Annotated in this window: 18 protein-coding genes and 1 tRNA gene; 13 read left to right on the top strand and 6 right to left on the bottom strand. The window is 70.1% G+C overall.

Going from position 1 to position 21863, the window contains the following annotated elements; genetic code table 11:
• Positions 1-64 precede the first annotated feature (64 nt).
• The 4 genes from EDD27_RS30630 (at position 65) to obgE (ending at position 5420) form a co-directional block, all read left to right on the top strand.
• Positions 65-3172 carry an Rne/Rng family ribonuclease gene (locus tag EDD27_RS30630; protein WP_241564338.1) on the top strand — a complete coding sequence of 1036 codons (3108 nt, stop codon included), beginning with the start codon at positions 65-67 and terminating at the stop codon, positions 3170-3172.
• A 213-nt stretch (positions 3173-3385) separates the two neighbouring features.
• Entirely contained in the window at positions 3386-3688 is a 303-nt protein-coding gene (rplU, locus tag EDD27_RS30625) for a 50S ribosomal protein L21 (protein ID WP_127935461.1), read from the top strand.
• Positions 3689-3704: 16 nt separating this feature from the next.
• Positions 3705-3962 (top strand): 50S ribosomal protein L27, encoded by a 258-nt coding sequence (gene rpmA, locus EDD27_RS30620; RefSeq protein ID WP_012893687.1) that lies wholly within the window; start codon positions 3705-3707, stop codon positions 3960-3962.
• A 105-nt stretch (positions 3963-4067) separates the two neighbouring features.
• Positions 4068-5420, top strand: a complete 1353-nt coding sequence (gene obgE, locus EDD27_RS30615; RefSeq protein WP_127935460.1) for a GTPase ObgE — start codon at positions 4068-4070, stop codon at positions 5418-5420.
• Positions 5421-6077: 657 nt separating this feature from the next.
• Here obgE and EDD27_RS30610 read toward each other — a convergent pair.
• On the bottom strand, positions 6078-6848 hold the full coding sequence (locus EDD27_RS30610) for an SDR family oxidoreductase (protein WP_127935459.1): 771 nt from the start codon (positions 6846-6848) through the stop codon (positions 6078-6080).
• Positions 6849-6927: 79 nt separating this feature from the next.
• Between EDD27_RS30610 and proB the strand changes: the two genes are divergently transcribed.
• The 4 genes from proB to EDD27_RS30595 all read left to right on the top strand — a co-directional run bounded on the left by proB (position 6928) and on the right by EDD27_RS30595 (position 11537).
• A complete protein-coding gene (proB, locus tag EDD27_RS30605) occupies positions 6928-8046 on the top strand; it encodes a glutamate 5-kinase (RefSeq protein ID WP_206641730.1) in 1119 nt (372 codons plus the stop codon).
• Between the two features lie 32 nt (positions 8047-8078).
• Complete coding sequence (locus EDD27_RS30600; protein WP_127935458.1) at positions 8079-9353, top strand: glutamate-5-semialdehyde dehydrogenase; 1275 nt, start codon at positions 8079-8081, stop codon at positions 9351-9353.
• A 50-nt stretch (positions 9354-9403) separates the two neighbouring features.
• Positions 9404-9580, top strand: a complete 177-nt coding sequence (locus tag EDD27_RS54645; protein ID WP_164903851.1) for a hypothetical protein — start codon at positions 9404-9406, stop codon at positions 9578-9580.
• Positions 9581-9662: 82 nt separating this feature from the next.
• Positions 9663-11537, top strand: a complete 1875-nt coding sequence (locus EDD27_RS30595) for a serine/threonine protein kinase (protein ID WP_127935457.1) — start codon at positions 9663-9665, stop codon at positions 11535-11537.
• A 96-nt stretch (positions 11538-11633) separates the two neighbouring features.
• On the opposite strand, the gene EDD27_RS30590 is transcribed toward EDD27_RS30595, so the two are convergent.
• Positions 11634-12665, bottom strand: a complete 1032-nt coding sequence (locus EDD27_RS30590; protein WP_421916039.1) for a M48 family metallopeptidase — start codon at positions 12663-12665, stop codon at positions 11634-11636.
• An 87-nt stretch (positions 12666-12752) separates the two neighbouring features.
• Here EDD27_RS30590 and nadD point away from each other — a divergent pair, with 87 nt between their 5' ends.
• The 3 genes from nadD to EDD27_RS30575 all read left to right on the top strand — a co-directional run bounded on the left by nadD (position 12753) and on the right by EDD27_RS30575 (position 14483).
• Positions 12753-13370: a nicotinate-nucleotide adenylyltransferase gene (gene nadD / locus EDD27_RS30585; RefSeq protein ID WP_127935455.1), complete on the top strand. Its 618-nt coding sequence runs from the start codon at positions 12753-12755 to the stop codon at positions 13368-13370.
• A gap of 91 nt (positions 13371-13461) precedes the next feature.
• The gene (rsfS, locus tag EDD27_RS30580; RefSeq protein WP_127935454.1) at positions 13462-13857 is read left to right on the top strand and encodes a ribosome silencing factor; all 396 of its coding nucleotides are present in this window, start codon (positions 13462-13464) and stop codon (positions 13855-13857) included.
• A complete protein-coding gene (locus tag EDD27_RS30575) occupies positions 13854-14483 on the top strand; it encodes a histidine phosphatase family protein (protein ID WP_127935453.1) in 630 nt (209 codons plus the stop codon). The genes rsfS and EDD27_RS30575 overlap by 4 nt, the downstream gene beginning before the upstream one ends.
• A gap of 124 nt (positions 14484-14607) precedes the next feature.
• Here EDD27_RS30575 and EDD27_RS30570 read toward each other — a convergent pair whose 3' ends face one another.
• Positions 14608-15822: an FAD-dependent monooxygenase gene (locus tag EDD27_RS30570; RefSeq protein ID WP_127935452.1), complete on the bottom strand. Its 1215-nt coding sequence runs from the start codon at positions 15820-15822 to the stop codon at positions 14608-14610.
• 149 nt (positions 15823-15971) lie between these two features.
• Between EDD27_RS30570 and EDD27_RS30565 the strand changes: the two genes are divergently transcribed.
• Together EDD27_RS30565 and EDD27_RS30560 are read left to right on the top strand one after the other, a co-directional pair.
• Positions 15972-17147, top strand: a complete 1176-nt coding sequence (locus EDD27_RS30565; protein WP_241564336.1) for a TetR/AcrR family transcriptional regulator C-terminal domain-containing protein — start codon at positions 15972-15974, stop codon at positions 17145-17147.
• A gap of 66 nt (positions 17148-17213) precedes the next feature.
• Positions 17214-17286, top strand: a tRNA-Ala gene (locus EDD27_RS30560).
• A 327-nt stretch (positions 17287-17613) separates the two neighbouring features.
• Here EDD27_RS30560 and dctA read toward each other — a convergent pair.
• The 3 genes from dctA to EDD27_RS30545 form a co-directional block, all read right to left on the bottom strand.
• Positions 17614-18921: a C4-dicarboxylate transporter DctA gene (gene dctA / locus EDD27_RS30555; RefSeq protein ID WP_206641729.1), complete on the bottom strand. Its 1308-nt coding sequence runs from the start codon at positions 18919-18921 to the stop codon at positions 17614-17616.
• Positions 18922-19153: 232 nt separating this feature from the next.
• Positions 19154-20203 carry a glycosyltransferase family 2 protein gene (locus EDD27_RS30550; protein ID WP_127935449.1) on the bottom strand — a complete coding sequence of 350 codons (1050 nt, stop codon included), beginning with the start codon at positions 20201-20203 and terminating at the stop codon, positions 19154-19156.
• 246 nt (positions 20204-20449) lie between these two features.
• Positions 20450-21724 carry an extracellular catalytic domain type 1 short-chain-length polyhydroxyalkanoate depolymerase gene (locus EDD27_RS30545; RefSeq protein WP_127935448.1) on the bottom strand — a complete coding sequence of 425 codons (1275 nt, stop codon included), beginning with the start codon at positions 21722-21724 and terminating at the stop codon, positions 20450-20452.
• Positions 21725-21863: the final 139 nt, after the last annotated feature.

Below are 21863 nucleotides of genomic sequence, written 5' to 3'. Positions count from 1 at the left end.
CTGAGACACGAGGGCTCCTGCGCGGCGCGGCGACGCGCCCGGGAGCTGACGGGAGAGCGCCCGCATGCTCGATAACGAGCCCAACGCCGGGGCCACTGGCCCTGACGGGGAGACAACTGAACAGACCAAGGTGACCACGCGCCGCCGCTCCGCCAGCCGTCCGGCCGGTCCGCCGCCCGAACCGCCCGAGGAGCCGGCGTCCGTTCCGGTCACCGTTATCGCCGCGCAGACCGCGCCTTCGGTCGTCGAGGGGCCGCCGGTGCAGCGCACCGTCGCGCAGCGTGCTGCCGGCGAGCCTGATCCTGACATTCTCGCTGCCGCTGAGGGTGCCAACGGCGCCGTCGGCGCTACGTCCGTCCCCGTTGCCGGCACGACCGGTGGCGAGGTCGCCGGTGCTGGTGAGGCCGAGGTCGAGAGCCCGGTCGAGGGTGTCCTGGCCGAGGCCGTCGCCGAGGCCGAGGAGAAGCCCAAGAGGGCCACGAGGACGCGGTCCACCGCGACCACATCGCGGCGGCGCACTACGAAGGCAGCCGAGGCCCAGACCGAAGAGGCGGCAGCGCCCGCCGAGGCCGGTTCCGAGGCGCCCGTGAAGCGGCGCAGGACCACGCGCAAGAAGGCAGAGCCGGAAGAGATCGTGGCACCCGAGGCTCCCGCGGCCGTCGAAGAGGCGGTTGCGGAGGAGTCGGCCGGGGCCCGTGACGTCGAGGCCGCTGTAGCCGCGGCCGCGTCCCTCGCTGCGCCCGAGGTGGCGCAGGCCGGTGAAGCGGCGGCCGAGGCCGCTGCTGACGCGGAGGCGGGGGCGCCAAGGGCCCGTCGCACGAGGACGCGGGCCGGTCGCGGCGCTGCGGCGCGGGCGGTGACCGGTGCCGAGGAGCCCGAGGCGGCGGTCGCCGGTGCCGAGACGACCAAGGGCGCCGGTGAGGTCCGGGCTGCGGATTCCGGCGCCGGCGTCGAGGACGAAGAGGACATCATCGAGATCCTTCCCGAGGACGAGCCGCTCGACGACGAGCCCGCGGGCGAGGACCTCGACGAGGAGCCCGTGCGTTCGAGCCTGCTCGCCGACCCGTTCGGACTGACGGCACGCAGGCAGGACGAGCCGGGCACCGCGTTCCAGCGGCCGGCTGCCATCTTCGCGCCGCTGTTCCAAGCGCCCGACCCGAGCCAGGCCAAGCCCGCGGCGGTCAGGCGGCCCGAGCCGCAGCCCGCCGTCAGCGCAGAGCCCGAGGAGGCGGAGGAGCCGGTCGAAGAGGTCGTGAGCGAGGACGAGGCCGACGTCGACACCTCCGATGAGCTGGAGGAGGAAGGCGGCGGCAGGCGCCGTCGCCGCCGCCGTGGCGGCCGCGGCCGTGGCAAGGCCCGCGAGCGCGACGAGGCCGAGGACAGCGAGGAGTCCGAGGAGGAGACCGACGAGGAGCAGGGCGAGGAGGCCCAGGACGAGGAGTCCTCCACGTCGCGTCGCCGCCGTCGCCGTCGCCGTCGCGGCTCCGACGAGATCCCCGAGCCGGCCAGCGACGACCCGCCGAACACGGTGGTGCGCATCCGCGCGCCGCGCTCCGGCCGTGCGACCTCGCTCGACACCGCCACCGACGGCGTGCAGAGCGTGCGCGGCTCCACCAGGTTGGAAGCCAAGAAGCAGCGCCGCCGCGAGGGCCGTGAGCTGGGCCGCAGGCGCCCGCCGATCATCACGGAGTCGGAGTTCCTGGCCCGCCGCGAGTCCGTGGACCGGATGATGGTGGTGCGCCGCAACGGCGACCGCACGCAGATCGCGGTGCTGGAGGACGGCGTGCTCGTCGAGCACTACGTCAACCGCGAGGCCAGCCAGTCCTATGTGGGCAACGTCTACCTCGGCAAGGTGCAGAACGTGCTGCCGTCGATGGAGGCGGCGTTCGTGGACATCGGCAAGGGCAGGAACGCTGTCCTGTACGCCGGCGAGGTCAACTTCGACACCGCCGGAATGGAAGGCCAGCCCAAGCGGATCGAGTCGGCGCTGAAGTCGGGCCAGTCCGTGCTCGTGCAGGTCACCAAGGACCCGATCGGGCACAAGGGCGCGCGGCTCACGTCGCAGATCAGCCTGCCCGGACGCTACCTGGTCTACGTGCCCGACGGCTCGATGACCGGCATCAGCCGCAAGCTGCCCGACAAGGAGCGCACGCGGCTCAAGAGCATCCTGAAGAAGGTCATGCCGGAGAACGCCGGCGTGATCGTCCGCACCGCGGCCGAGGGCGCCTCCGAGGACGAGCTGGCCCGCGACGTGGCCCGGCTGTCCGCCCAGTGGGAGAGCATCCAGAAGAAGGCCAAGTCGGCGAGCCCGCCCGAGCTGTTGTCCGCCGAGCCCGACCTGACCATCAGGGTCGTGCGCGACGTCTTCAACGAGGACTTCACCTCGCTGGTCGTGCAGGGCGAGGAGGCCTGGGACACGGTCGACGACTACGTCAAGTACGTCGCGCCGCACCTGGCCGAGCGGCTGTCCAAGTGGGACGGCGAGCAGGGCGGCGGCGACGTCTTCGAGTCCTACCGGATCGACGAGCAGCTCGCCAAGGCAATGGACCGCAAGGTGTGGTTGCCGAGCGGCGGCTCGCTGGTGATCGACCGCACCGAGGCGATGACCGTCGTCGACGTCAACACCGGCAAGTTCACCGGCCACGGCGGCAACCTCGAGGAGACCGTCACCAGGAACAACCTGGAGGCGGCCGAGGAGATCGTGCGCCAGCTCCGGCTGCGCGACATCGGCGGCATCATCGTGATCGACTTCATCGACATGGTGCTGGAGTCGAACCGGGACCTGGTGCTGCGACGGCTCCTGGAGTGCCTGGCGCGCGACAGGACGAAGCATCAGGTGGCCGAGGTCACCTCGCTGGGACTGGTGCAGATGACGCGTAAGCGGGTCGGTCAGGGCCTCCTGGAGGCCTTCTCGACGCCGTGCGAGTGCTGCAACGGGCGTGGCCTGCTGATCTCCGCGGAGCCGGTCGAGACCAAGCCGGAGCCGCGCGGCACGCAGGGGAAGATGGCCGTCGAGAAGGCGGTCTCCGACAAGGTTTCCGCGGCCAAGGACTCCGCCGGTCGTGATACGGTGACCGGTGCGCTTGAAGACGTCCCGGCTGAGGACGACCAAGCCGGTCAGACTTCCGGCAGGGGGCGGCGACGCTCCCGCCGAGCCAAGTCCGCCGAGTAGCCCTCGGCGGACGTCCGACGATCCGTCCGGTTCGCCTAGGGGACCGTTAATCCGGTACCCTGGTGAATCGGTGCGTCAGGTGACGTGCCCTGTTGGCGCGCGCTACTCGGATCGTCGGTTCCAGACAGGACCGAATGACAAGGCGCAGCATTCGGCGGCCATCCCCGTTGGGGGGTGGTCGTGGCAACAGCGAGTCAGTAGAAGGGTTCCGCGGTGTACGCGATCGTTCGTTGCGGCGGCAGGCAGCAGAAGGTCTCCGTCGGTGACGTCCTCGAGGTGGACAAGGTCGCCGGCGAGGTCGGCTCTTCGGTTTCGCTGCCGACGGTGCTCGTCGTCAACGATGGCGACGTGACGACCGAGGCGGGCAAGTTCACGGTCAGCGCCGAGATCATCGGCGAGACCAAGGGCCCCAAGATCCGCATTCTCAAGTACAAGAACAAGACCGGTTACAAGAAGCGCCAGGGTCACCGCCAGCGGTACACCCAGGTGAAGATCACCGGTATCGACCAGGCCTGATCGGGGAGTTTGAGAGATGGCACACAAGAAGGGCGCGTCGTCCACCCGGAACGGCCGTGACTCCAACGCTCAGCGCCTGGGCGTCAAGCGTTTCGGTGGCCAGCTGGTCAACGCGGGCGAGATCATCGTCCGCCAGCGTGGCACCCACTTCCACCCCGGCGACAACGTGGGCCGTGGTGGCGATGACACGCTGTTCGCGCTGGCCGCCGGTCACGTGCAGTTCGGCGTCAAGCGCGGCCGCAGGGCCGTGAGCATCGTTCCCGTCGCGGAGTAGCTTTTCCTGCTCCCGACCGGGGACTGTCTGGGGTGGATCGAGCGGATTCGATCCACCCCTTTTTGCGTTGTATGGGAATTATGAAAGGCCATAGAGGAGTGAGGCATGCCGGACTTCGTGGACCAGGTGGTCCTACACATCAAGGCCGGTGACGGGGGGAACGGGTGTGCCTCCATCCACCGGGAGAAATTCAAGCCGCTCGGCGGCCCCGATGGGGGGAACGGGGGGCGCGGCGGCGACGTGATCCTGGAGGTCGATCCCAACACCGCGACCCTGCTGGACTACCACCGGCGACCCCACCGCAAGGCCGACAACGGCAAGCAGGGGCAGGGCTCGAACCGGGACGGCGCCAACGGGGAGGACGTCGTCCTGCCCGTGCCCAACGGCACTGTCGTCAAGGACGCCGCCACGGGTGAGGTGCTGATCGACCTCGTGGGGGCCGGCACCCGGTACGTGATCGCGCAGGGCGGGCACGGCGGCCTGGGGAACGCGGCCCTGGCCAGCACAAAGCGGAAGGCGCCCGGGTTCGCGCTGCTCGGGGAGCCGGGTGACGAGCTCGACGTCATGCTCGAGATGAAGAGCGTCGCGGACGTGGCGCTGGTGGGGTTCCCGAGCGCGGGCAAGTCGTCGCTGATCGCCGCTCTCAGCGCGGCCAAGCCGAAGATCGCCGACTATCCGTTCACGACCTTGATCCCCAACCTGGGGGTGGTGACGGCGGGGGACAACGTGTTCACCGTGGCGGACGTGCCGGGGCTGATTCCCGGGGCGTCGGAAGGCAAGGGGCTCGGGCACGAGTTCCTGCGGCACGTGGAGCGGTGCGACATGCTCGTCCACGTCATCGACTGCGCCACCATGGAGCCCGGGCGCGATCCGATCACGGATTACGAGGTGATCGAGGCGGAGCTGCGGGCGTACGGGAAACTCGACGACCGGCCGCGGATCGTCGTGCTCAACAAGGCCGATGTGCCGGACGCGCGGGAGCTGGCCGAAATGGTCACGCCCGAGTTCGAGGAGCGGGGGCTGCAGGTCTTCACGATCTCGGCGGCCACGCATGACGGGCTGCGGGAGCTCACGTTCGCCATGGGCGAGTGGGTGGCGGCCGCGCGGGCCAACAAGCCGATCGAGGAGCCGACGCGGCTCGTGATCCGGCCCAAGCAGCTCGGCGACACCGGGTTCCGGGTACGCCGGGTCAACGAAAACCTGTTCCAGGTCACTGGTGAGAAGCCGGAACGGTGGATCAGGCAGACGGACTTCACCAACGACGAGGCGGTCGGGTACCTCGCGGATCGGCTGGAGCGGCTCGGGGTCGAGGAGGAGCTCGCCAAGGCAGGTGCCACCGCGGGGGCCGAGGTGGTCATCGGGTCGATGGAGGGCGGGTACGTCTTCGACTGGCAGCCCACGCTGAACGCCGAGTCGATCCATCGCGGGCCGCGCGGCTCCGACAACCGGCTCGGCTAGGGCGAGAGATACGGCCCTGCTGGCTTGTGGCCCCGGGCCGCACGCCGGCCGGGCACCCGGGGTCCCCTCTCGGCCGGGTCCGCCGATGGTGCCGGGCACCCGGGTTCCGCTCTCGGCCGGGTCCGCCGATGGTGCCGGGCACCCGGGTTCCGCTCTCGGCCGGGTCCGCCGATGGTGCCGGGCACCCGGGTTCCGCTCTCGGCCGGGTCCGCCGATGGTGCCGGGCGTTGCCGATGGCTACGGCCTGCTGAGCTGCCGAGCGGTTGGGGGCGACCCGGAAGGAAGTGCGGGGACAGTCGGGCGTGCAGGGCGCCTAAAGGACTGCCCCACAGGGTGGGGCAAACGGCGTCGTGGGGCTGGGGACGATTGGGCCGGCTCTGGCGGGCCGGCCCCGCGGCGCCGGCGCGCTGGGCCCCGAAAGCGCGGGCAGGCTGACCCCGGCAGCGTGTGGCGGGCTGGGCCCGGCGGTGCCGGCCGGCCCCATGAGAGGTTCGCCGGGGCTCCGGGAATGTCGGCCGCACTGTGGGTCGGCTTGGCCGTGTGGGTCGGCCGGGCCACGAAACCGGTGATGGCGATGTGGGCGGAGCGGGCACAGGGCGCGGTGGTGGTCTGTGCGGTTGGCGGGCCTTGTAAGCGTGGCCGGCGGGCGCGGGCGGGTTAGGAGTTGAGGGTGGCTTCGGCGCCGCCGTCCGCGTACAGGATCTGGCCGGTCATGAAGGAGTTGCCGGCGCTCACCGTCCACGCCAGCAAAGACGCGATGGCCGAGACCGGACCAGGGAAACCGAGGGGCTGCGGCATCGTGGCGGCCACGAGGTCGCTCGTGGCCGGGTCGGCCAGGAACGTCCTGCGGGCGGTCTCCGTGTCCACCACGCCCGGCGCCACCGCGTTCAGCGGGATGCCGGCCCCTGCCCAGTCAGAGGCGACGGCGGCGCTTCTGAGCCACTGGTTGAGCGCCAGTTTGCTGGACGGGTAGACGATGCGGCCCCGGCCCGCTTCCACGGCCGCCGCGGCGGCGGCAGCGGCGGCCTCCTCGTCCAGGGCGAGGCAGGCTTTGACGATGCGCTCGTCCGCGGCCACGATCGCGCTCAGCGAGGACACCGCGACCGCGCGGGGCCGGTCTGACTCGATCAGGAGCGGGCGCAGGCCTTCCAGGGTGGCGAGGGTGCCGAAGAAGTTGAGCCGCACGGTGAGCGGGGACGGCAGGCCGACACCGGCGACGGCGACCACGCCGTCGATCCTTCCGCCCGACACGGCCCTGACCTGAGAGGCGAGCCGTTCGCGGCCCTCCGGGACGGCCAGGTCGGCGATCACCTCGGCGGCGCGCACGTCGCAGCGGATCACTCTCGCTCCCGCAGCCGCCAGATGGTCCGCCGTGGCGGCGCCTATGCCCGAGGCGGCGCCGGTGACTACATAGGTTCGTTCACTCATGAATGAATGACTACATCGAATGAAGTGATGCAGTCAATGTAGTAATGTGCGGAACCCTGGCTCGGATAGGCTTCGAGACGTGCGGGAACAGATCAGCTCAGCGTCGAAGGTCGTTGTCAAGGTCGGCTCCTCCTCGCTCACCACCTCCCAGGGAATGATCGACGTCGATCGTGTGGACGCCCTGGTGGACGTGCTGGCGGCGCGGCGCCGTACCGGGACGCAGCTCATCCTGGTCTCCTCCGGGGCGATCGCGGCGGGCCTCGGCCCGCTCGGGCTGAGCGCGCGACCGCGCGACCTCGCCACCCAGCAGGCGGCCGCGTCGGTCGGCCAGGGTGTGCTGGTGGCCCGCTACACCTCCTCCTTCGCCCGGTACGGCCTGCGCGTCGGCCAGGTCCTGCTGACCGCCGACGACATGATGCGGCGCGCCCACCACGTCAACGCCCAGCGCACGCTGACCCGGCTGCTGGAGCTGGGCATCGTGCCGATCGTCAACGAAAACGACACCGTCGCCACGGACGAGATCCGCTTCGGCGACAACGACCGGCTGGCAGCGCTGGTGTCGCACCTGATCAGGGCGGACGCGCTGGTGCTGCTGTCGGACGTGGACGCGCTCTACGATGGCCCGCCCAGCCGGGGAGGGGCGCGCCGGCTGGCCGAGATCCGCGGTGCCGAGGACCTGGCAGGGGTCGAGCTGGGGAGGAACGGCGCGAGCGTCGGCACCGGCGGCATGGTCACCAAGGTGCAGGCCGCCAGGATCGCCACCGGGGCCGGTGTCCCCGTGGTGCTCACCGCGGCCGCTCACGCGGCCCAGGCGCTGAGCGGTGCAGACGTCGGCACCTACTTCCACCCGGGCGGCCGTCACCCCGGCACGCGCCTGCTGTGGCTCGCGCACGCCACCACGGGGCGCGGCCGGCTCCACCTCGACCAGGGCGCGGTCGAGGCCATCGTGACGCGCCGCAAGTCGCTGCTGCCGGCCGGGGTGACGTCCGTGGAGGGTGAGTTCGCGGCAGGCGATCCCGTGGACCTGTGCGGACCCCAGGGGCTCGTGGTGGCCCGCGGGCTGGTCAACTTCGACGCCGTCGAGATCCCTGACCTGCTCGGACGCTCCACGAGAGAGCTGGCGAGCGCCCTCGGTCCGGAATATGAACGCGAGCTGATCCACCGTGACGACATCGTCATACTGGAAGCCCACAGCTGACCCGTCAAGGCTTTGAACAGCGGAGCGTAGCCATGAGCACAGAGTTCCTGAAGGTCGCCCAGGCGGCACGAGAGGCCGCCGCCGAGCTGGCCCCGTTGCCGCGGGCGCCGAAGGACCGGGCGCTGCGCGCCGTCGCCGACGCCCTGGTCGCGCACGCGGCCGAGATCGTCGAGGCCAACGCCAAGGACGTCGAGCAGGCGAGGGCCCAGGGCACGTCCGAGGCGATGATCGACCGGTTGCGGCTCGACGAGGCCAGGATCGACGCGATCGCCGAGGCCGTGCGGCAAGTGGCCGACCTGCCCGACCCGGTCGGCGAGGTCATCCGCGGCTCCACCCTGCCCAACGGGCTGGAGCTGCGCCAGCTCAGGGTGCCGCTGGGCGTGATCGGCATCATCTACGAGGGCCGTCCCAACGTCACGGTCGACGCTGCCGCGCTCTGCCTCAAAAGCGGCAACGCCGTGCTGCTCAGGGGCTCCTCCAGCGCCTACTCCTCCAACACGGCACTGGTCAGGATCATGCAGGACGCGCTGCAGGACACCGAGGTGCCCGCCGGGGCCGTTCAGCTGGTGCCCGGGCAGACCCGAGACTCCGTCAAGGAGCTGATGCGGGCTCGCGGCCTGGTCGACGTGCTGATCCCGCGCGGGGGCGCGTCGCTGATCAACTCGGTGGTCGAGGAGTCGACGGTGCCGGTGATCGAGACCGGCGTCGGCAACTGCCACGTCTATGTCGACGCCGAGGCCGACGTGGATCTGGCCGTGCAGATCCTGGTCAACGCCAAGGCGCAGCGGCCGTCGGTGTGCAACGCGGCCGAGACGTTCCTCGTGCACGAGGGCATCGCGGACACGTTCGTGCCCAAGGCGCTTGAGGCGCTCGCCGAGGCAGGCGTGACCGTGCACGGCGACGAGCGGATCGCCCGCTACGGCGCGGGCGTCGTGCCCGTCACCGAGGACGACTTCTACGCGGAATACCTCTCGCTCGACATCGCCGCCGCCGTCGTCGGCTCGCTGGAGGAGGCGGTGGCGCACATCAGGCGCTACGGCTCCGCGCACACCGACGCCATCGTCACCCGGTCGCAGAAGGCCGCCCGCAGGTTCGTGGCGCTCGTGGACTCGGCGGCCGTGGCGGTCAACGCCTCGACCAGGTTCACGGACGGAGGCGAGTTCGGCTTCGGGGCCGAGATCGGCATCTCCACGCAGAAGCTGCACGCGCGCGGGCCGATGGGGCTGCCCGAGCTGACCTCCACCAAGTGGGTCTACACCGGTGAGGGGCATATGCGCACGTCAGAAGGCACGGTGATGCCGTGCTGACCGGCGTGTCGGCCTGACCGGCGCCGTTCGCGGCGGCTTGACTGGGAGGCATGGAGATTGTCGTCGCCCTCGTCTTCTCGGCCGCTGTGTTGTTCGGCGCCGACCGGTTGCTGCTCTGGCTGGAAAGCCGCGGCCACGTCAACTGGCGCAGGAAAGGCCGCAGACGGCTGTCGGACGAGCCCGTGGGCCGGCTCGACAGCATGCTCTCCGACCACACAGGCCGATAAACCATCGGCGTGCCGCAAGCGGCAACTCGTTTCCCGGCGCTAGGGTTGTGTCCCTTATGGGCGCGCCCGGCGGGGAGGGACGGTGAGCAAGCTCGGCAAGGTCGGGCCGTACACCCTGGTCGAGCGGCTCGGCCGGGGCGGGATGGGCGAGGTCTACCTCGCGACCACCCGCCGGGGCGAGCGCGTCGCGCTCAAGGTTCTGCACGACCTGGTAGAGGACGAGACCTCGCGTATCAGGCTCGAGCGCGAGGTCCGAGCGCTGCGCAGGGTCGAGAGCCCGTACGTGGCCAAGGTGCTGGACGCCGACCTGGACGGTGCGCGGCCGTACCTGGTCATGGATCACATCGAGGGTGCCACGCTGCTGGAGCGGGTACGCCAGAGCGGCCCTCTCGACGTCTCTGACCTGGTCGACCTGGCACAGGGCATCGCGACGGCGCTGGCGATCATCCATGCGGCCGGAGTCGTGCACCGCGACCTCAAGCCGGGCAACATCATCATGGGCTCCGGCGGGCCCGTGCTCATCGACTTCGGGATCGCGCAGGTGCTCGACGCGACCCGGCTGACCATGACGGGCACGTTCCTCGGCACTCCCGGCTACACCGCTCCGGAGATCTTCGCCGATGAGCACGTCGACTCGCCGGCCGACGTGCACGCGTGGGCCGCCACGGTGGCGTTCGCGGCCACCGGGCGGCCGACGTTCGGGCGGGGCACGGCCGAGGCCCAGATGTACGCGGTGCTGAACGGGCAGGCCGACCTGAAGGGCGTGCCCGTGCAGTTGTTGCCGCTGGTGCGGGCCGCGCTCAACCGGGAGCCGGGCAAGAGGCCGACGGCGGCGTTGCTGGCCGACCGGTTGTCGCGGCTGGCCAAGGCCACCAGCGCCACGGAGACCGAGCCGGCCGCGCCCTCCGACACGGCCGAGGAAGCAGGCCGGGCGACACCCGTGCGCAGCCGTACCGCTGAGGACACCGGCGCCAAGTCCGCCCGTGGCCGGCCCAACAACACAGGCGCGGACGGGAAGGTGCCCGCGCCACGGCGGCGTCCGGCCGCCGACGCCGGTCGTGCCGGTACGGACGGCAAGGCGGCCACGGCACGCAACCGGACGGGGACTGACGGAGCCGCGGCGCGCGGCGGGCGCACGGGCACTGACGGAGCCGCGGCACGCGGCCGTACAGGGTCTGACGGAGCCGCGGCACGCGGTCGCACGGGGGCCGACGGGACCGGGGCACGCGCCAGGACGGGTGGCGCGGACGGGGTCGTGGCGCGCAGCCGGATGGACGGAGCCGTGGCGCGGGCCAGGACGAGCGCGGAAGGCAAAGTCCCCGCGCCCCGCGCCCGGGGAAGCGCGGAGGGGAAGAACACGGGGCCGCGCCAGCGTGCTGCGGCGGCCGTCCGGAGCAGGGCCAGGCCGCAGAGCAAGCGCACGACGGAGTCGCACACCACGCTGCCCGCGGGCAACGGCGCCCTGCTGCTCCTCGCGGTGCTGGCCGTGCCGTGCGTGGTGACCTCGGTGATCTGGCCGATCGCCTCCATCGCGATCACGACCGTATTCGTGGTGCTGACCAGGACGTTGTGGATGAGCCACTGGCTGATCAGGAACCGCAGCTCGCCGCGTACGCGGGTGGCGCTGCGTGTGCTGCTCTTCCCGCTGGCGCTGACCGGGGCGGCGGGGACCGCCGTGGTGTGGCCGGGCGTGCCCGTCGCGGTGGCGTCGGGCGGGGCGCTCTGGGTGACCGGCGGCGGTGAGATCTCCGGCGACTGGTGGCAGCAGCCCGCGCCCGTGACGGTGGCGGGCGTGGTGTTCGGGATGCTGTGCGGCGGCATCACCGGGCGCGAGATCGAGCGGATCGGCGGCCGGCTGCCGGATCTGCGCAGGGAGGGTTTGCGGGCGCTGGCCGTGCTCGGCGGGTTCGTCGCCCTGTGCGCGGCCGCCGTACGCGCGATCGCCCTGCTGCTCTGACCTGGGTCAGCTCGTTCCGGGCCCGCCGCCCGGTAAGGGCGGGCGGCGGGCCGGACGCGGTCGATCAAGCGGGATCGGCCGCGTGCGGCGGTCGGTCTAGCCCTGCCCGCCGTCGCGGCGCGAGAAGCGGTTGAAGATCCGCTCGCCCGCGTTGACGGCGCCCTCGGCCACGTCGCGCAGGACGCCGATGAACGGGTCCTGCGACTGCGACCAGGACGCGCGGTAGGACTCGGCCGCCGCCTTGATCTCGTCGGTCACTCGTGCGTTGGGGTCGTCCTCCCTGCGAGGGTAGTCGCCGCCGATGATCCGGTCGTACTCGCCGCTGCGCTGCCACTTGTCCAGCTCGGCCACGCGCACCACGGCGAACGGGTGCGTGGTGCCGAGCAGGTTGAGCACCTTGAGGAAGCCGTCGCGAAGGTCGCCCGCGGTGTCGTATTCCTGGTACTGCTCCAGGAACGCCTCGATGTTCATCTCGTGGGTGTAGTCGCCGCCGGCGAGCTTCATCAGCGCCCTCTTGCCCGCTTCGGGGTCCTGGCTGACGAGCAGGCCGCCGCGGTCGGAGGACAGCTCCGACTTGCGGTACCACTCCTCCAGACCCGCGACGATCGCCCGCAGGCCGATGTAGCCGAGCGGGATCCACGCGACGCGGGCGGCGAGCATGGTGAGGATGTCGAGCATCGTGCGGTAGACCGCGTGCCCCGACAGGATGTGCGCGGTCTCGTGGCCGATGACGAAGCGCTGCTCCTCCTCGTTCATGAGGTTGAGGAGACCGGTGGTCACGACGATGAACGGGTCGTCGAAGCCGATGGCCTTGGCCTGGACTCGCGGGTCCTGCTGGATGTAGATCTCCGGGATCCGGTGCAGGTCCAGGATGTAGGCGGCGTCGCGGCCCATGTCGTAGACGGAACGGAACTGTGTTTCGCTCACGCGCACGGCCGACGCCAGGTACATCAGGCGAAGGCGGCGTTCGCTTACGAGGCCGGACATCTGCTTGAGAACCGTGTCGAACCCACTCAACTTACGCAGAGCGACCAGCGCGGACCGGTCTGCGGGGTGTTCGTAGGCTCGGGACGAGATGCCGGGCAGTTGGACGCGGTTGCGGTCCGGGGTGGTCGTCATGCCCGGCATGCTACGTCCGCAACGGAAGCGATGCGCGGGCATCGTCAAGGGGGGTGCCATCATGTTGTCGTAAGGTGTCCGCGTAAGGTCCGTTTCATGATGAATGCGCCTGGTGTGCAAGGGATTAGGCGAGTAGGAGTGATGGGCGGGACGTTCGATCCCATCCATCACGGGCACCTGGTCGCCGCCAGCGAGGTCGCCCACCATTTCGAGCTCGACGAAGTCGTCTTCGTGCCGACCGGACGTCCGTACCAGAAGTCGGAGCGCGAGGTGTCGGCCGCCGAGGACCGCTATCTGATGACGGTGATCGCGACCGCGTCGAATCCGCGGTTCTCCGTGAGCAGGGTGGACGTGGATCGGCCGGGGCCGACCTTCACCATCGACACATTGCGCGATGTTGCCGAAATCTACGGTCCCGACGTGGAGCTCTACTTCATCACCGGCGCCGACGCGCTCGGCGCCATTCTCGGCTGGCAGAACGCCGATGAGTTGTTCGAGCTTGCTCACTTCGTCGGCTGCACGCGCCCAGGCCACACGCTCCACGATCCGGGGCTGCCCGAGGGCAGGGTCACGTTGCTGGAAATTCCCGCCCTCGCCATCTCCTCGTCGGAGTGCCGGCAGCGGGTGGCCAAGGGCGAACCGATTTGGTATCTGGTGCCCGACGGAATCGTCCAGTACATCAACAAACGCGGGCTGTATCACAGCCACGGATGAACGTCTCCGTGCCGTAGGTGAGGGGTTTCGGGGCGGAAGGGTACCCTCAACATAAGGGCATGCTGCCGACACAGGAGGACAGACCCGCATCGTGACCGCATCTGACAGATCCGTCCAGCTCGTGCGCATCGCCGCGGAGGCGGCGGCCGACAAGCTGGCCGATGACATCCTCGCCTACGACGTGAGCGAACAGCTCGTCATCACCGACGCCTTCCTGCTCTGCTCCGCCACCAACGACCGCCAGGTCCGCGCCATCGTCGATGAGATAGAGGAGCGGCTGCGCACCGAGGCCGACGCCAAGCCCGTGCGCCGTGAGGGCGAGCGCGAGGGCCGCTGGGTGCTGCTCGACTACATCGACATCGTCGTGCACGTCCAGCACGAAGAGGACCGCACGTTCTACGCGCTCGAGCGCCTGTGGAAGGACTGCCCGGCCATCTCGCTGCCGGAGAGCGTCATGCAGGCCAACCTCCAGCGGGCGCGCACTTGAGCAAAAGGATCGTATGTCTGCGGCATGGGCAGACTTTGTGGAACGTTGAGCAGCGGTTCCAAGGACACTCCGACATCCCGCTGGACGAGACCGGTGTCGCACAGGCTGCGAGGGCCGCGTCGCTGCTGGCCTCGCTGCGGCCTACCCTCATCGTCTCCTCCGACCTGCAACGGGCCAACGACACCGCGCTGGCGCTCGGGCGTGTCGTCGGGCTCGACGTCGCCGTCGACAAGGACTTCCGCGAGCGCGGCGGCGGCCAGTGGGAAGGGCTGACGCGGGAGGAGATCGCCGCACGCTGGCCCGTGGAGTACGCCGCCTGGGAGGCCCCGGACGGCGAGCCGGTCACGGACGTCGCCGCACGTGTGGCGGCGGCCATGCGGCGGTGGGCGGGCCGGCTCGACGACGACGGGCTGCTGGTCGTGGCCTCGCACGGCGCGGCGCTGCGGCTGGGCATCTGCGAGCTGCTCGGGCTGCCCGAGGAGTTGTGGCCGGCGATCGGCGGGCTGGGCAACTGCTCCTGGTCCGTGCTGCAGGAAGGGCGCAAGGGCTGGCGGTTGCTCGAGCACAACGCCGGGACCCTGCCGGAGCCGATCCACAGCGACGACCGGCCGGACGCCGAAGCATAACCATCCCGTACGGCTCGGGGGCCGTACGGCGGCGGATCTCGGGCGAAGGAATCGGCGACAGCGACGGGGCGTGGCGGCCGGGTTCGACGTGCACCCGCCGCTCGGCCCGGTGACACGGTGATGATCAGCGTGGAGCGCCTGGGCGCGCAGCGGTGCCGGGTCGTGGAGGGGCGGGGGCCGGGGGCGCGGCGTAGTCCTTGAGCACGATGGCGTTCGGTGCCGTCAACCTCCTGATGAGGCCCTTCACCGGCAGGTGCGACAGGACGCGCATGGCCTGGTTGCGCCGCCAGATCTGGGACCTCTTCCGGGGGACCAGGTAATCGGCGGCTCCCCGCGCCTGCTTCTGGCACGTTTCGACGTAGGGGCGTAGCTCCCGTTCGTAGCGGTCGAAGGCGGTGCGGTGGTCGGGCGCCGCCGCGAGCTCCCCGGCCAGCACGTACGCGCCGATCATGGCCAGGCCGGTGCCCATCCCGCCCGGGCCGGGGGCGTGCGCCGCGTCGCCCAGCAGGACCACCCGGCCGGACGACCAGCGCGGCAGCACAACCTGGGCGGCGGGGGCGAAGTAGAAGTCCTGCGCCGTCCACATCGCTCTGAGCAGGGACGGGATCTCCCAGCCCAGGCCGTCGAAGGCGGTCGCGATCAGCTCGCGCTGGCGTCGCCGGTCGCGGTGGTCGTACGCCTGAGGGGGTGAGGCGAAGTCAAGCGCGGCCCTTGTCTCACCGCCGGTGCGCATGATGGTGGCGCAGCGGCCGGGGGTGCTGTACATCAGGCCCTCGTGGTCCAGGCCGTACGTGCCCGGGACCGAGAAGATCGCACCGTGCATTCCTAGGTGGCGCAGCTCGGCGGGTTCGTGGAAGGCCAGGTCGCGAACGGTGGAGTGGCTGCCATCCGCGCCCACGACCAGGTCGAACGTGCGGGGCGGCGACTTCTCGAAGGTCACGTGCACGCCGCCGTCAGTCTCGGTCACTGTGGCGATGGAGTCGTCGAAGATCCACTCGGCGTTCGACGTGCCGTGAAGGATGCGGCTCAGCGTGCCGCGAAGGATCTCGACGTCGCCGCTGAACACGACGGACGGGAGGCTCGACAGGCGCTTGCCGTGAGCGTCCACGATCATGATGTCGCCCATGCGGGTCTGGACGTCCTCGACGGCCTGGCGGATGCCCATGCGCGTCAGGATCTCCACCTGCGTGGCGCCGCGGAAGTCGACCGCCTGGCCGCCGGGGCGGAGGGTGGGGGCTCGTTCGATGATCGTGGGGCGGTTGCCGTGGCGGGCGAGCCAGTGGGCGAGGGCCGGTCCGGCGATGCCGCCGCCCGAAATGAGGATGTCGAGGTCGCGCATGACGGGCTCCTAGGCAGCGAATTTACGATGTACGCGGACCATAAGATGCTGGCGCATGATGCGGCAATACGCGATGTATCGCACTAGTGCACCTGATGTCTCCCATGTGGTTGGATGTGGGCTGGTGCACTAGGGCGGAGGAGGCCAGCGTGAAACGGCCGGACATTCCGTACCTCCGGATCGTCGAGGAGATCCGGCGCCGGATTACGAGCGGGGAGCTGGCGGCGGGCGACAAAGTGCCCTCGACCCGGCAGATCGTCCGCGAGTGGGGCGTCGCGATGGCGACCGCCAGCAAGGTGCTTGGCCGGCTCCAGGAGGAGGGGCTGGCCCGGGCCGTGCCGGGAGTCGGGACCGTGGTGGCCGGGGCCGAGCGGCGGCCGCCTCCGGAGGACCTCACCAGGCAGCGCGTCGTGCGGGCCGCCATCAAGATCGCCGACGCGGAGGGTCTGGCCGCCGTCTCCATGCGGCGCATCGCCGCCGAACTGGGTGCCTCCGCCATGTCCCTCTACCGGCACGTGGACGGCAAGGACGAGCTCATCCACCTCATGGCCGACGCCGTCTACGGCGACGACCCGCCCCCCGCGCCGGCGATGAGCGCTTCGCCACACGGCCACCCCGTCAGCCCGCAGACGGCGCCTGCCCAGCCACGCAGCGGTCGGACGCAGTCGGAGACCCGCGCTGTGATGCCGGGTGGACGGGTGCAGTCGGAGACCCGCGCTGTGATGCCCGGTGGACGGGTGCAGCCGGAGACCCGCGCTGCGATGCCCGGTGGACGGGTGCAGCCGGAGACCCGCGCTGCGATGCCCGGTGGACGGGTGCAGCCGGAGGCGGGACGTGCGGTGTCCAGCGGGCCGCGTGGCTGGCGGGCGCAGGTGGAACTGGTGCTGAGGCAACAGTGGCGCATCCACCGCCGCCACCCCTGGCTGACGCAGGCCGTCTCCCTGACCAGGCCGCAGTTCGTACCGAACGGCATGGCCCACACCGACCGGCTGCTGCGCGGGCTGGACGGGCTCGGCCTTGACGCCAACACCATGCTGCACGCCGCCGTCTCCCTCATGAACTTCGTCCGCGGCACCGCAGTGAGTCTGGAGGCCGAGGAGCAGGCGCGGACGGAGACGGGGATCACGGACGACGAGTGGATGCGGGCCCGGGAGGCCGAACTGGGTGAGATGCTCGCCTCCGGCGCCTACCCGACACTGGCCAAAGTGCTGGCACAGCCGGGACTTGACATGGACCTGGACTCCCTCTTCGAGTTCGGCCTGCGCCGCCAGCTCGACGGGCTGGCCGTACTGGTGGCCAGAGCGCGGGACGGGCGGCGCGATTAGGCGAATCGGAGCGGATGGCTATATGCTCTCGGAGCGCCGCAACGGGTGGACTCGGAGCGGTGACCAGGGGCTATAGCGCAGTTGGTAGCGCGCCTCCATGGCATGGAGGAGGTCTGGGGTTCGAATCCCCATAGCTCCACCCACGCTCGATATTCGATCGTGTCGAGCAGATCGTCGAAGGGAGGTCGGAAGGCGCTGTCGCCGATCCGGCCGCCCTTGATCTTTATGTCGACGAAGATGGCCTCGAGCCCGGCCGCTCGGCCCTGTTCCAGCCGACAGCAGTTGCCCCAATACTCGGATCATCAGCATGGACCAGGCAGATCATGCGGTGTCCGGTGATCATCGCCGAGCGTGTCTTGCCGGATTTTCTGGTGCGCAAGCACAGCCGAGCTGGCGGGAGATGTGCTTCGGGCGGGGGCTTATGTCCACTCTGGTCATGGGTTCTCCTGTGGACCGGGCGGCGGTCCTACGCCGGTACGGTCGCCGGCTCGTCTTCTGGACCGGCCGCGGGGACCTCCTGGCCGTCCAGGACCTTCGCGGCGCGGTCCTTGTCGATGTCGCCTTCCCAGGCGGCGATGACCACGGTGGCCACCGAGTTGCCGAGCAGGTTGCCGGCCGCCCGGGCCATGCCCATGAACCAGTCCACGGACAACACCAGGACCAGACCCGCGACCGGGATCGTCGGAATCGAGGCGAGTGTGGCGGCGAGCACCACGATGGCCGAACCGGGGATGCCGTGTGCGCCCTTGGAAGTGACCAGAGCCACGAGCAGCACCACCAGCAGGTCGCCGATGGACAGCGGCACGCCGGTGGCCTGACCGATGAAGACGGCGGCGAGGGTGAGGTAGATCGAGAAGGCGTCCAGGTTGAAGGAGTAGCCGGTCGGGATGACGAGGCCGACCGTGGACTTCTTGATCCCCATGTGCTCCAGCTTCCGCATGACCTGCGGGAGCACGCTGTCGGACGAGGCCGTGCCCAGGACGACCAGGACCTCCTCGCGGAGGTATCCGATCAGCTTGAAGATGTTGAACCCGGCCAGCTTGGCCACGAAACCGAGGATCACCACGACGAAGACCACGACCGCGGCGTAGAACAGCACGACGAGCCAGCCCAGCCGGACCAGAGCGTCGCCACCCGAGTTGCCCGCGGTGACCGCCACCGCGCCGAGCACGCCCAGCGGGGCGAGCCGCACGATCAGCGAGACCACCTTGAACAGCACCTCAGTGGTCGCCTCGATGAACTGCCCCACCGGGCGGGCCTTCTCCCCGACCAGCAGCAGCCCGCAGCCGAACAACACGGCGAACAGCAGCACCTGGAGCACGTTGCCCTCGGCGAAGGCGCCGACCACCGACGAGGGGATGAGCCCGAGGACGAAGCCGACAGGGCCGCCCTCGGCGAGCTCGGCGGCGTTTTCCTGCTGGGCCGCGAGCTTGGAAGCGTCGAGGCTGGCCGGGTCGACGTTCATGCCCGCGCCCGGCTGGAAGACCAGGGCGAGCACCAGGCCGAGCACCAGCGCGATGGTGGTGATGACCTCGAAGTAGACGATCGTCTTGAGGCCGACCCGGCCGACCCGCTTGAGCTCGCCCGCTCCCGCGATGCCCGCGACGACCACGCAGAACACCAGCGGTGCGATGACCATCTTGATGAGGGTGATGAAGCCGTCGCTGAGCGGTTTGAGCTCGGCAGCGAAGGCCGGGAAGAGCAGGCCGATCACCGCGCCGATGACGGCTGCGACGAGGACCTGGCCGAACAGAGACGTGACGAACCTTCGCACGGTGCTCCCTATGCCACACGCCCGCGGCCCCGCCGCGCGCACGCTCGGAAGTGGCCGCTCGAGCGCCATTGCTGATCGGGGGTTACGACGGGAGTACGGAATGTGACTTTCCCGTCGTGGACAGCACCCTACGGACGGGCAAATGCGTCGTCTAGGGGACGAAACCCGCTCGAAACGCAGATAACAGCGAATTTACGTAACTCGACAAACCGGGTGCCGGAGACGGGCATGGTCAGCGGCCTTTCTCGTAGACGAGGAGACCGGGGGACAGGCCCAGGGGGACCATGATCAGCTCTACCGTCATGGCCTTCCAGGCGTAGTAGAGGTTGACGGCCTTGTTCAGGTAGACGAAGGGGAGGTTGAACAGGACCTGGCGCAGGGGGAGACGACGGCGTCTGGCCGCGTAGAGGAGGGCGGGGGTGGTGAGGAGCAGCTCGCTGCCCGCCCACCAGGCCATCGTGCGTGCCACCGGCTCGTGCAGGCCCAATGTCAGGATCAGCGGGGTGGCCCACCACAGCGGGGCCAGGAGGATCTCCAGGAGTGCGACCACGATCCAGGTCGCCAGCATGGGCTTGCCGGTGAGGAGACGGGGGAGATGCAGGCGGACGTTCTGCATGAAGCCCGCCATCCAGCGCCACACCTGCTTGCGGAAGTAGGTGAGGGTTTCCGGATCGGCGGCCCAGGCCATGGCGTCGGAGACGTAGACCGCCCTGCGGCCCTCCAGTTGCCGGCTCCAGGTGAAGTCCATGTCTTCGACGATGGTGCGCTCGGGGAAGCCGCCGAATGCGGTGAGGCTGGCGCGTCTGAACACCGAGCAGCAGCCCGAGCAGACCAGGGGACTGTTGGCGAGCTGTTGGATGGGACGGTGCCAGTGGAAGCCGAAGAGGTATTCGGTGGATCTGCCGCGCTCCCAGGGGGTGCGGGTGAAGCGGGCCTGTACGTTGCCCGCGGCCACGCCCACCTCCGGGTCGTCGAAGGCGGGCTTGATGCGCTCGATGTAGTCGGGGGCGAGCACGGTGTCGGCGTCCACGGCCAGGACCAGGTCGGTGTCGCAGTGCGGGAGCGCATAATTCTGCGCCTTGGCCTTGCTGCCCAGGTTGTGGGGTGGGCGCAGGACCGTCACGCCGTGGGCGGCGGCCACCTCGCTCGTGCGGTCGGTTGAGCCGTCGTCGACGACGATGACCTTCTCGGGCGGGACGGTCTGGGCGGCCATGGACCGGAGGGTTGCGGGGAGGCCGTGCTCCTCGTTGTGGGCCGGGACGATGACGGTCAGGGTCTTCACCTGCGCCTCCTGCGCAGCTTGAGCGCGATCAGGGTCGCCAGGCCTACTGTGGCGTAGATGATCAGGCTGAACCCGAGCATGGGCGGGCCTCCGGGCATCTCGTCATTCCTTTCGACGGAGGGTGGGTGGGTCCGAGGATGCCGGGTTGGGCAGGCTCGCCGTCGCGCCGAATCGCATTCTGTGGAGGACGCGACACAACCGCCCGGCGCCCGTGTGATCAGGCGCCGGGCGGACAAGAGGCGATCGTCAGGTGCAGGCGGCGCCGTTGAGGATGAAGGCCGGCGGCTTGGACGTGTTCCCGTTGTGGGTGGCCTGGAAGCCGAACTGGGTGGAGGCGCCCGGTGCGAGGGTGCCGTTGTAGCCGGCGTTCCTGGCCGTGACCTGACCGGAGTCGGGGGAGATCGTCGCATTCCACGCGGAGGTGACCGTCTGGCCCGCGGGCAGCGTGAAGCCCAGCGACCAGGACGAGAGTTGCGTGCTACTCGTGTTGGTGATCGTGACGGCGGCAGTGAAGCCGGTGTTCCACGTGTTCATCGTGTACGTGACCTTGCACGCCCCCGGAGGCGGCGTGGTCGGGGGCTGCGACGGGCCGCCGCCCCCGGTGTTCAGCCCGAGGAACGCGATCGCGGCCGCGGCCATCCCGCTCTGGGGCACGTTGTGCCCCACGCCCTGCAGGCTGATGCCCTCGACCGCGACGGTCGTGCCGGTGCCGCCGTACCTGGTCCGCGTCCAGTTCGGCTGGGGCTGGTCGGTGAGGCTCGGGGTGTGGCTCAGGCCGTGGACGTTGGTCCACTGCTTGATCTGCTCCTGGAAGTTCGGGTAACGCAGCGTGGAGTCCTCGGTGCCGTGCCACACCTGCATACGCGGGCGGGGGCCGCTGTAGCCGGGGTACGCGGCGCGTACCAGGTCGCCCCACTGCTGCGGGGTCATGATGCGCTGGCCGTTGGCGCACTGGCTGTTCCAGCTCGACCCGTCCGTGGTGGCGAAGCAGCCGAAGGGCACGCCTGCGAAGGCCGCGCCGGCCTTGAACACGTCGGGGTAGGCGCCCAGCAGGACGTTCGTCATCATGGCGCCGGAGGACGCGCCCGTGGCGTAGGTGCGTTCGGGGTCGGTGTTGTAGCGCTGCTGGACGTACCTGACCATCGAGACGATGCCCACCGGGTCGCTGCCGCCGTCGTGCCGCAGCGCCTGCGGCGAGGAGACGTCGTAGCAGGAGCCGCTCCTGGTCGCCGACGGGTAGATCACGATGAACTTGTGCTGGTCGGCCAGTGAGGCGAACTCCGTGCCCGAGAAGAAGGCCGGGCCGGAGCCCGTGCAGTAGTGGACGGCGACGAGCAGCGCCGGGCGGGCGGGAATGCCGTCGGGGACGTAGAGGTGCATCCGTAAGTTCGTGGGGTTCGTGCCGAAGCCGGTCACCTCCGTCAGCTGCGCCGAGGCGGCCGGCGGCGCTGTGATCAGGCTCGCGGCGACGAGCGTCAGCGCGGCGATCACGGCGCCCGCGATTCGGGCTGTCACCTTCATGGGACTCCTTCCTGTCGTGAAATATTGCGACTAGACAATGAAAGTTTCATGGTGGCAACATGCCTGATGGGATCCCTGTGAGTGTCTCTTGTAGGCCGGACGAGGGCAGGGATCGAGCGGTGAGCGGTTAGAAACTTTC

The organism is Nonomuraea polychroma, from assembly GCF_004011505.1.
Lineage (GTDB): Bacteria > Actinomycetota > Actinomycetes > Streptosporangiales > Streptosporangiaceae > Nonomuraea > Nonomuraea polychroma.
The sequence above is the reverse complement of the archived record's forward strand: the minus strand, read 5'-3'. Positions and strand labels throughout refer to the sequence as shown.

Excerpts from the sequence above, each read along its gene's own strand:
- EDD27_RS30630 (WP_241564338.1), top strand. The coding sequence starts at position 65 with ATGCTCGATAACGAGCCCAACGCCGGGGCCACTGGCCCTGACGGGGAG.
- rpmA (WP_012893687.1), top strand. The coding sequence starts at position 3,705 with ATGGCACACAAGAAGGGCGCGTCGTCCACCCGGAACGGCCGTGACTCC.
- obgE (WP_127935460.1), top strand. The coding sequence starts at position 4,068 with ATGCCGGACTTCGTGGACCAGGTGGTCCTACACATCAAGGCCGGTGAC.
- EDD27_RS30610 (WP_127935459.1), bottom strand. The coding sequence starts at position 6,848 with ATGAGTGAACGAACCTATGTAGTCACCGGCGCCGCCTCGGGCATAGGC.
- EDD27_RS30600 (WP_127935458.1), top strand. The coding sequence starts at position 8,079 with ATGAGCACAGAGTTCCTGAAGGTCGCCCAGGCGGCACGAGAGGCCGCC.
- EDD27_RS54645 (WP_164903851.1), top strand. The coding sequence starts at position 9,404 with ATGGAGATTGTCGTCGCCCTCGTCTTCTCGGCCGCTGTGTTGTTCGGC.
- EDD27_RS30590 (WP_421916039.1), bottom strand. The coding sequence starts at position 12,665 with ATGCCGGGCATGACGACCACCCCGGACCGCAACCGCGTCCAACTGCCC.
- nadD (WP_127935455.1), top strand. The coding sequence starts at position 12,753 with ATGATGAATGCGCCTGGTGTGCAAGGGATTAGGCGAGTAGGAGTGATG.
- EDD27_RS30570 (WP_127935452.1), bottom strand. The coding sequence starts at position 15,822 with ATGCGCGACCTCGACATCCTCATTTCGGGCGGCGGCATCGCCGGACCG.
- EDD27_RS30545 (WP_127935448.1), bottom strand. The coding sequence starts at position 21,724 with ATGAAGGTGACAGCCCGAATCGCGGGCGCCGTGATCGCCGCGCTGACG.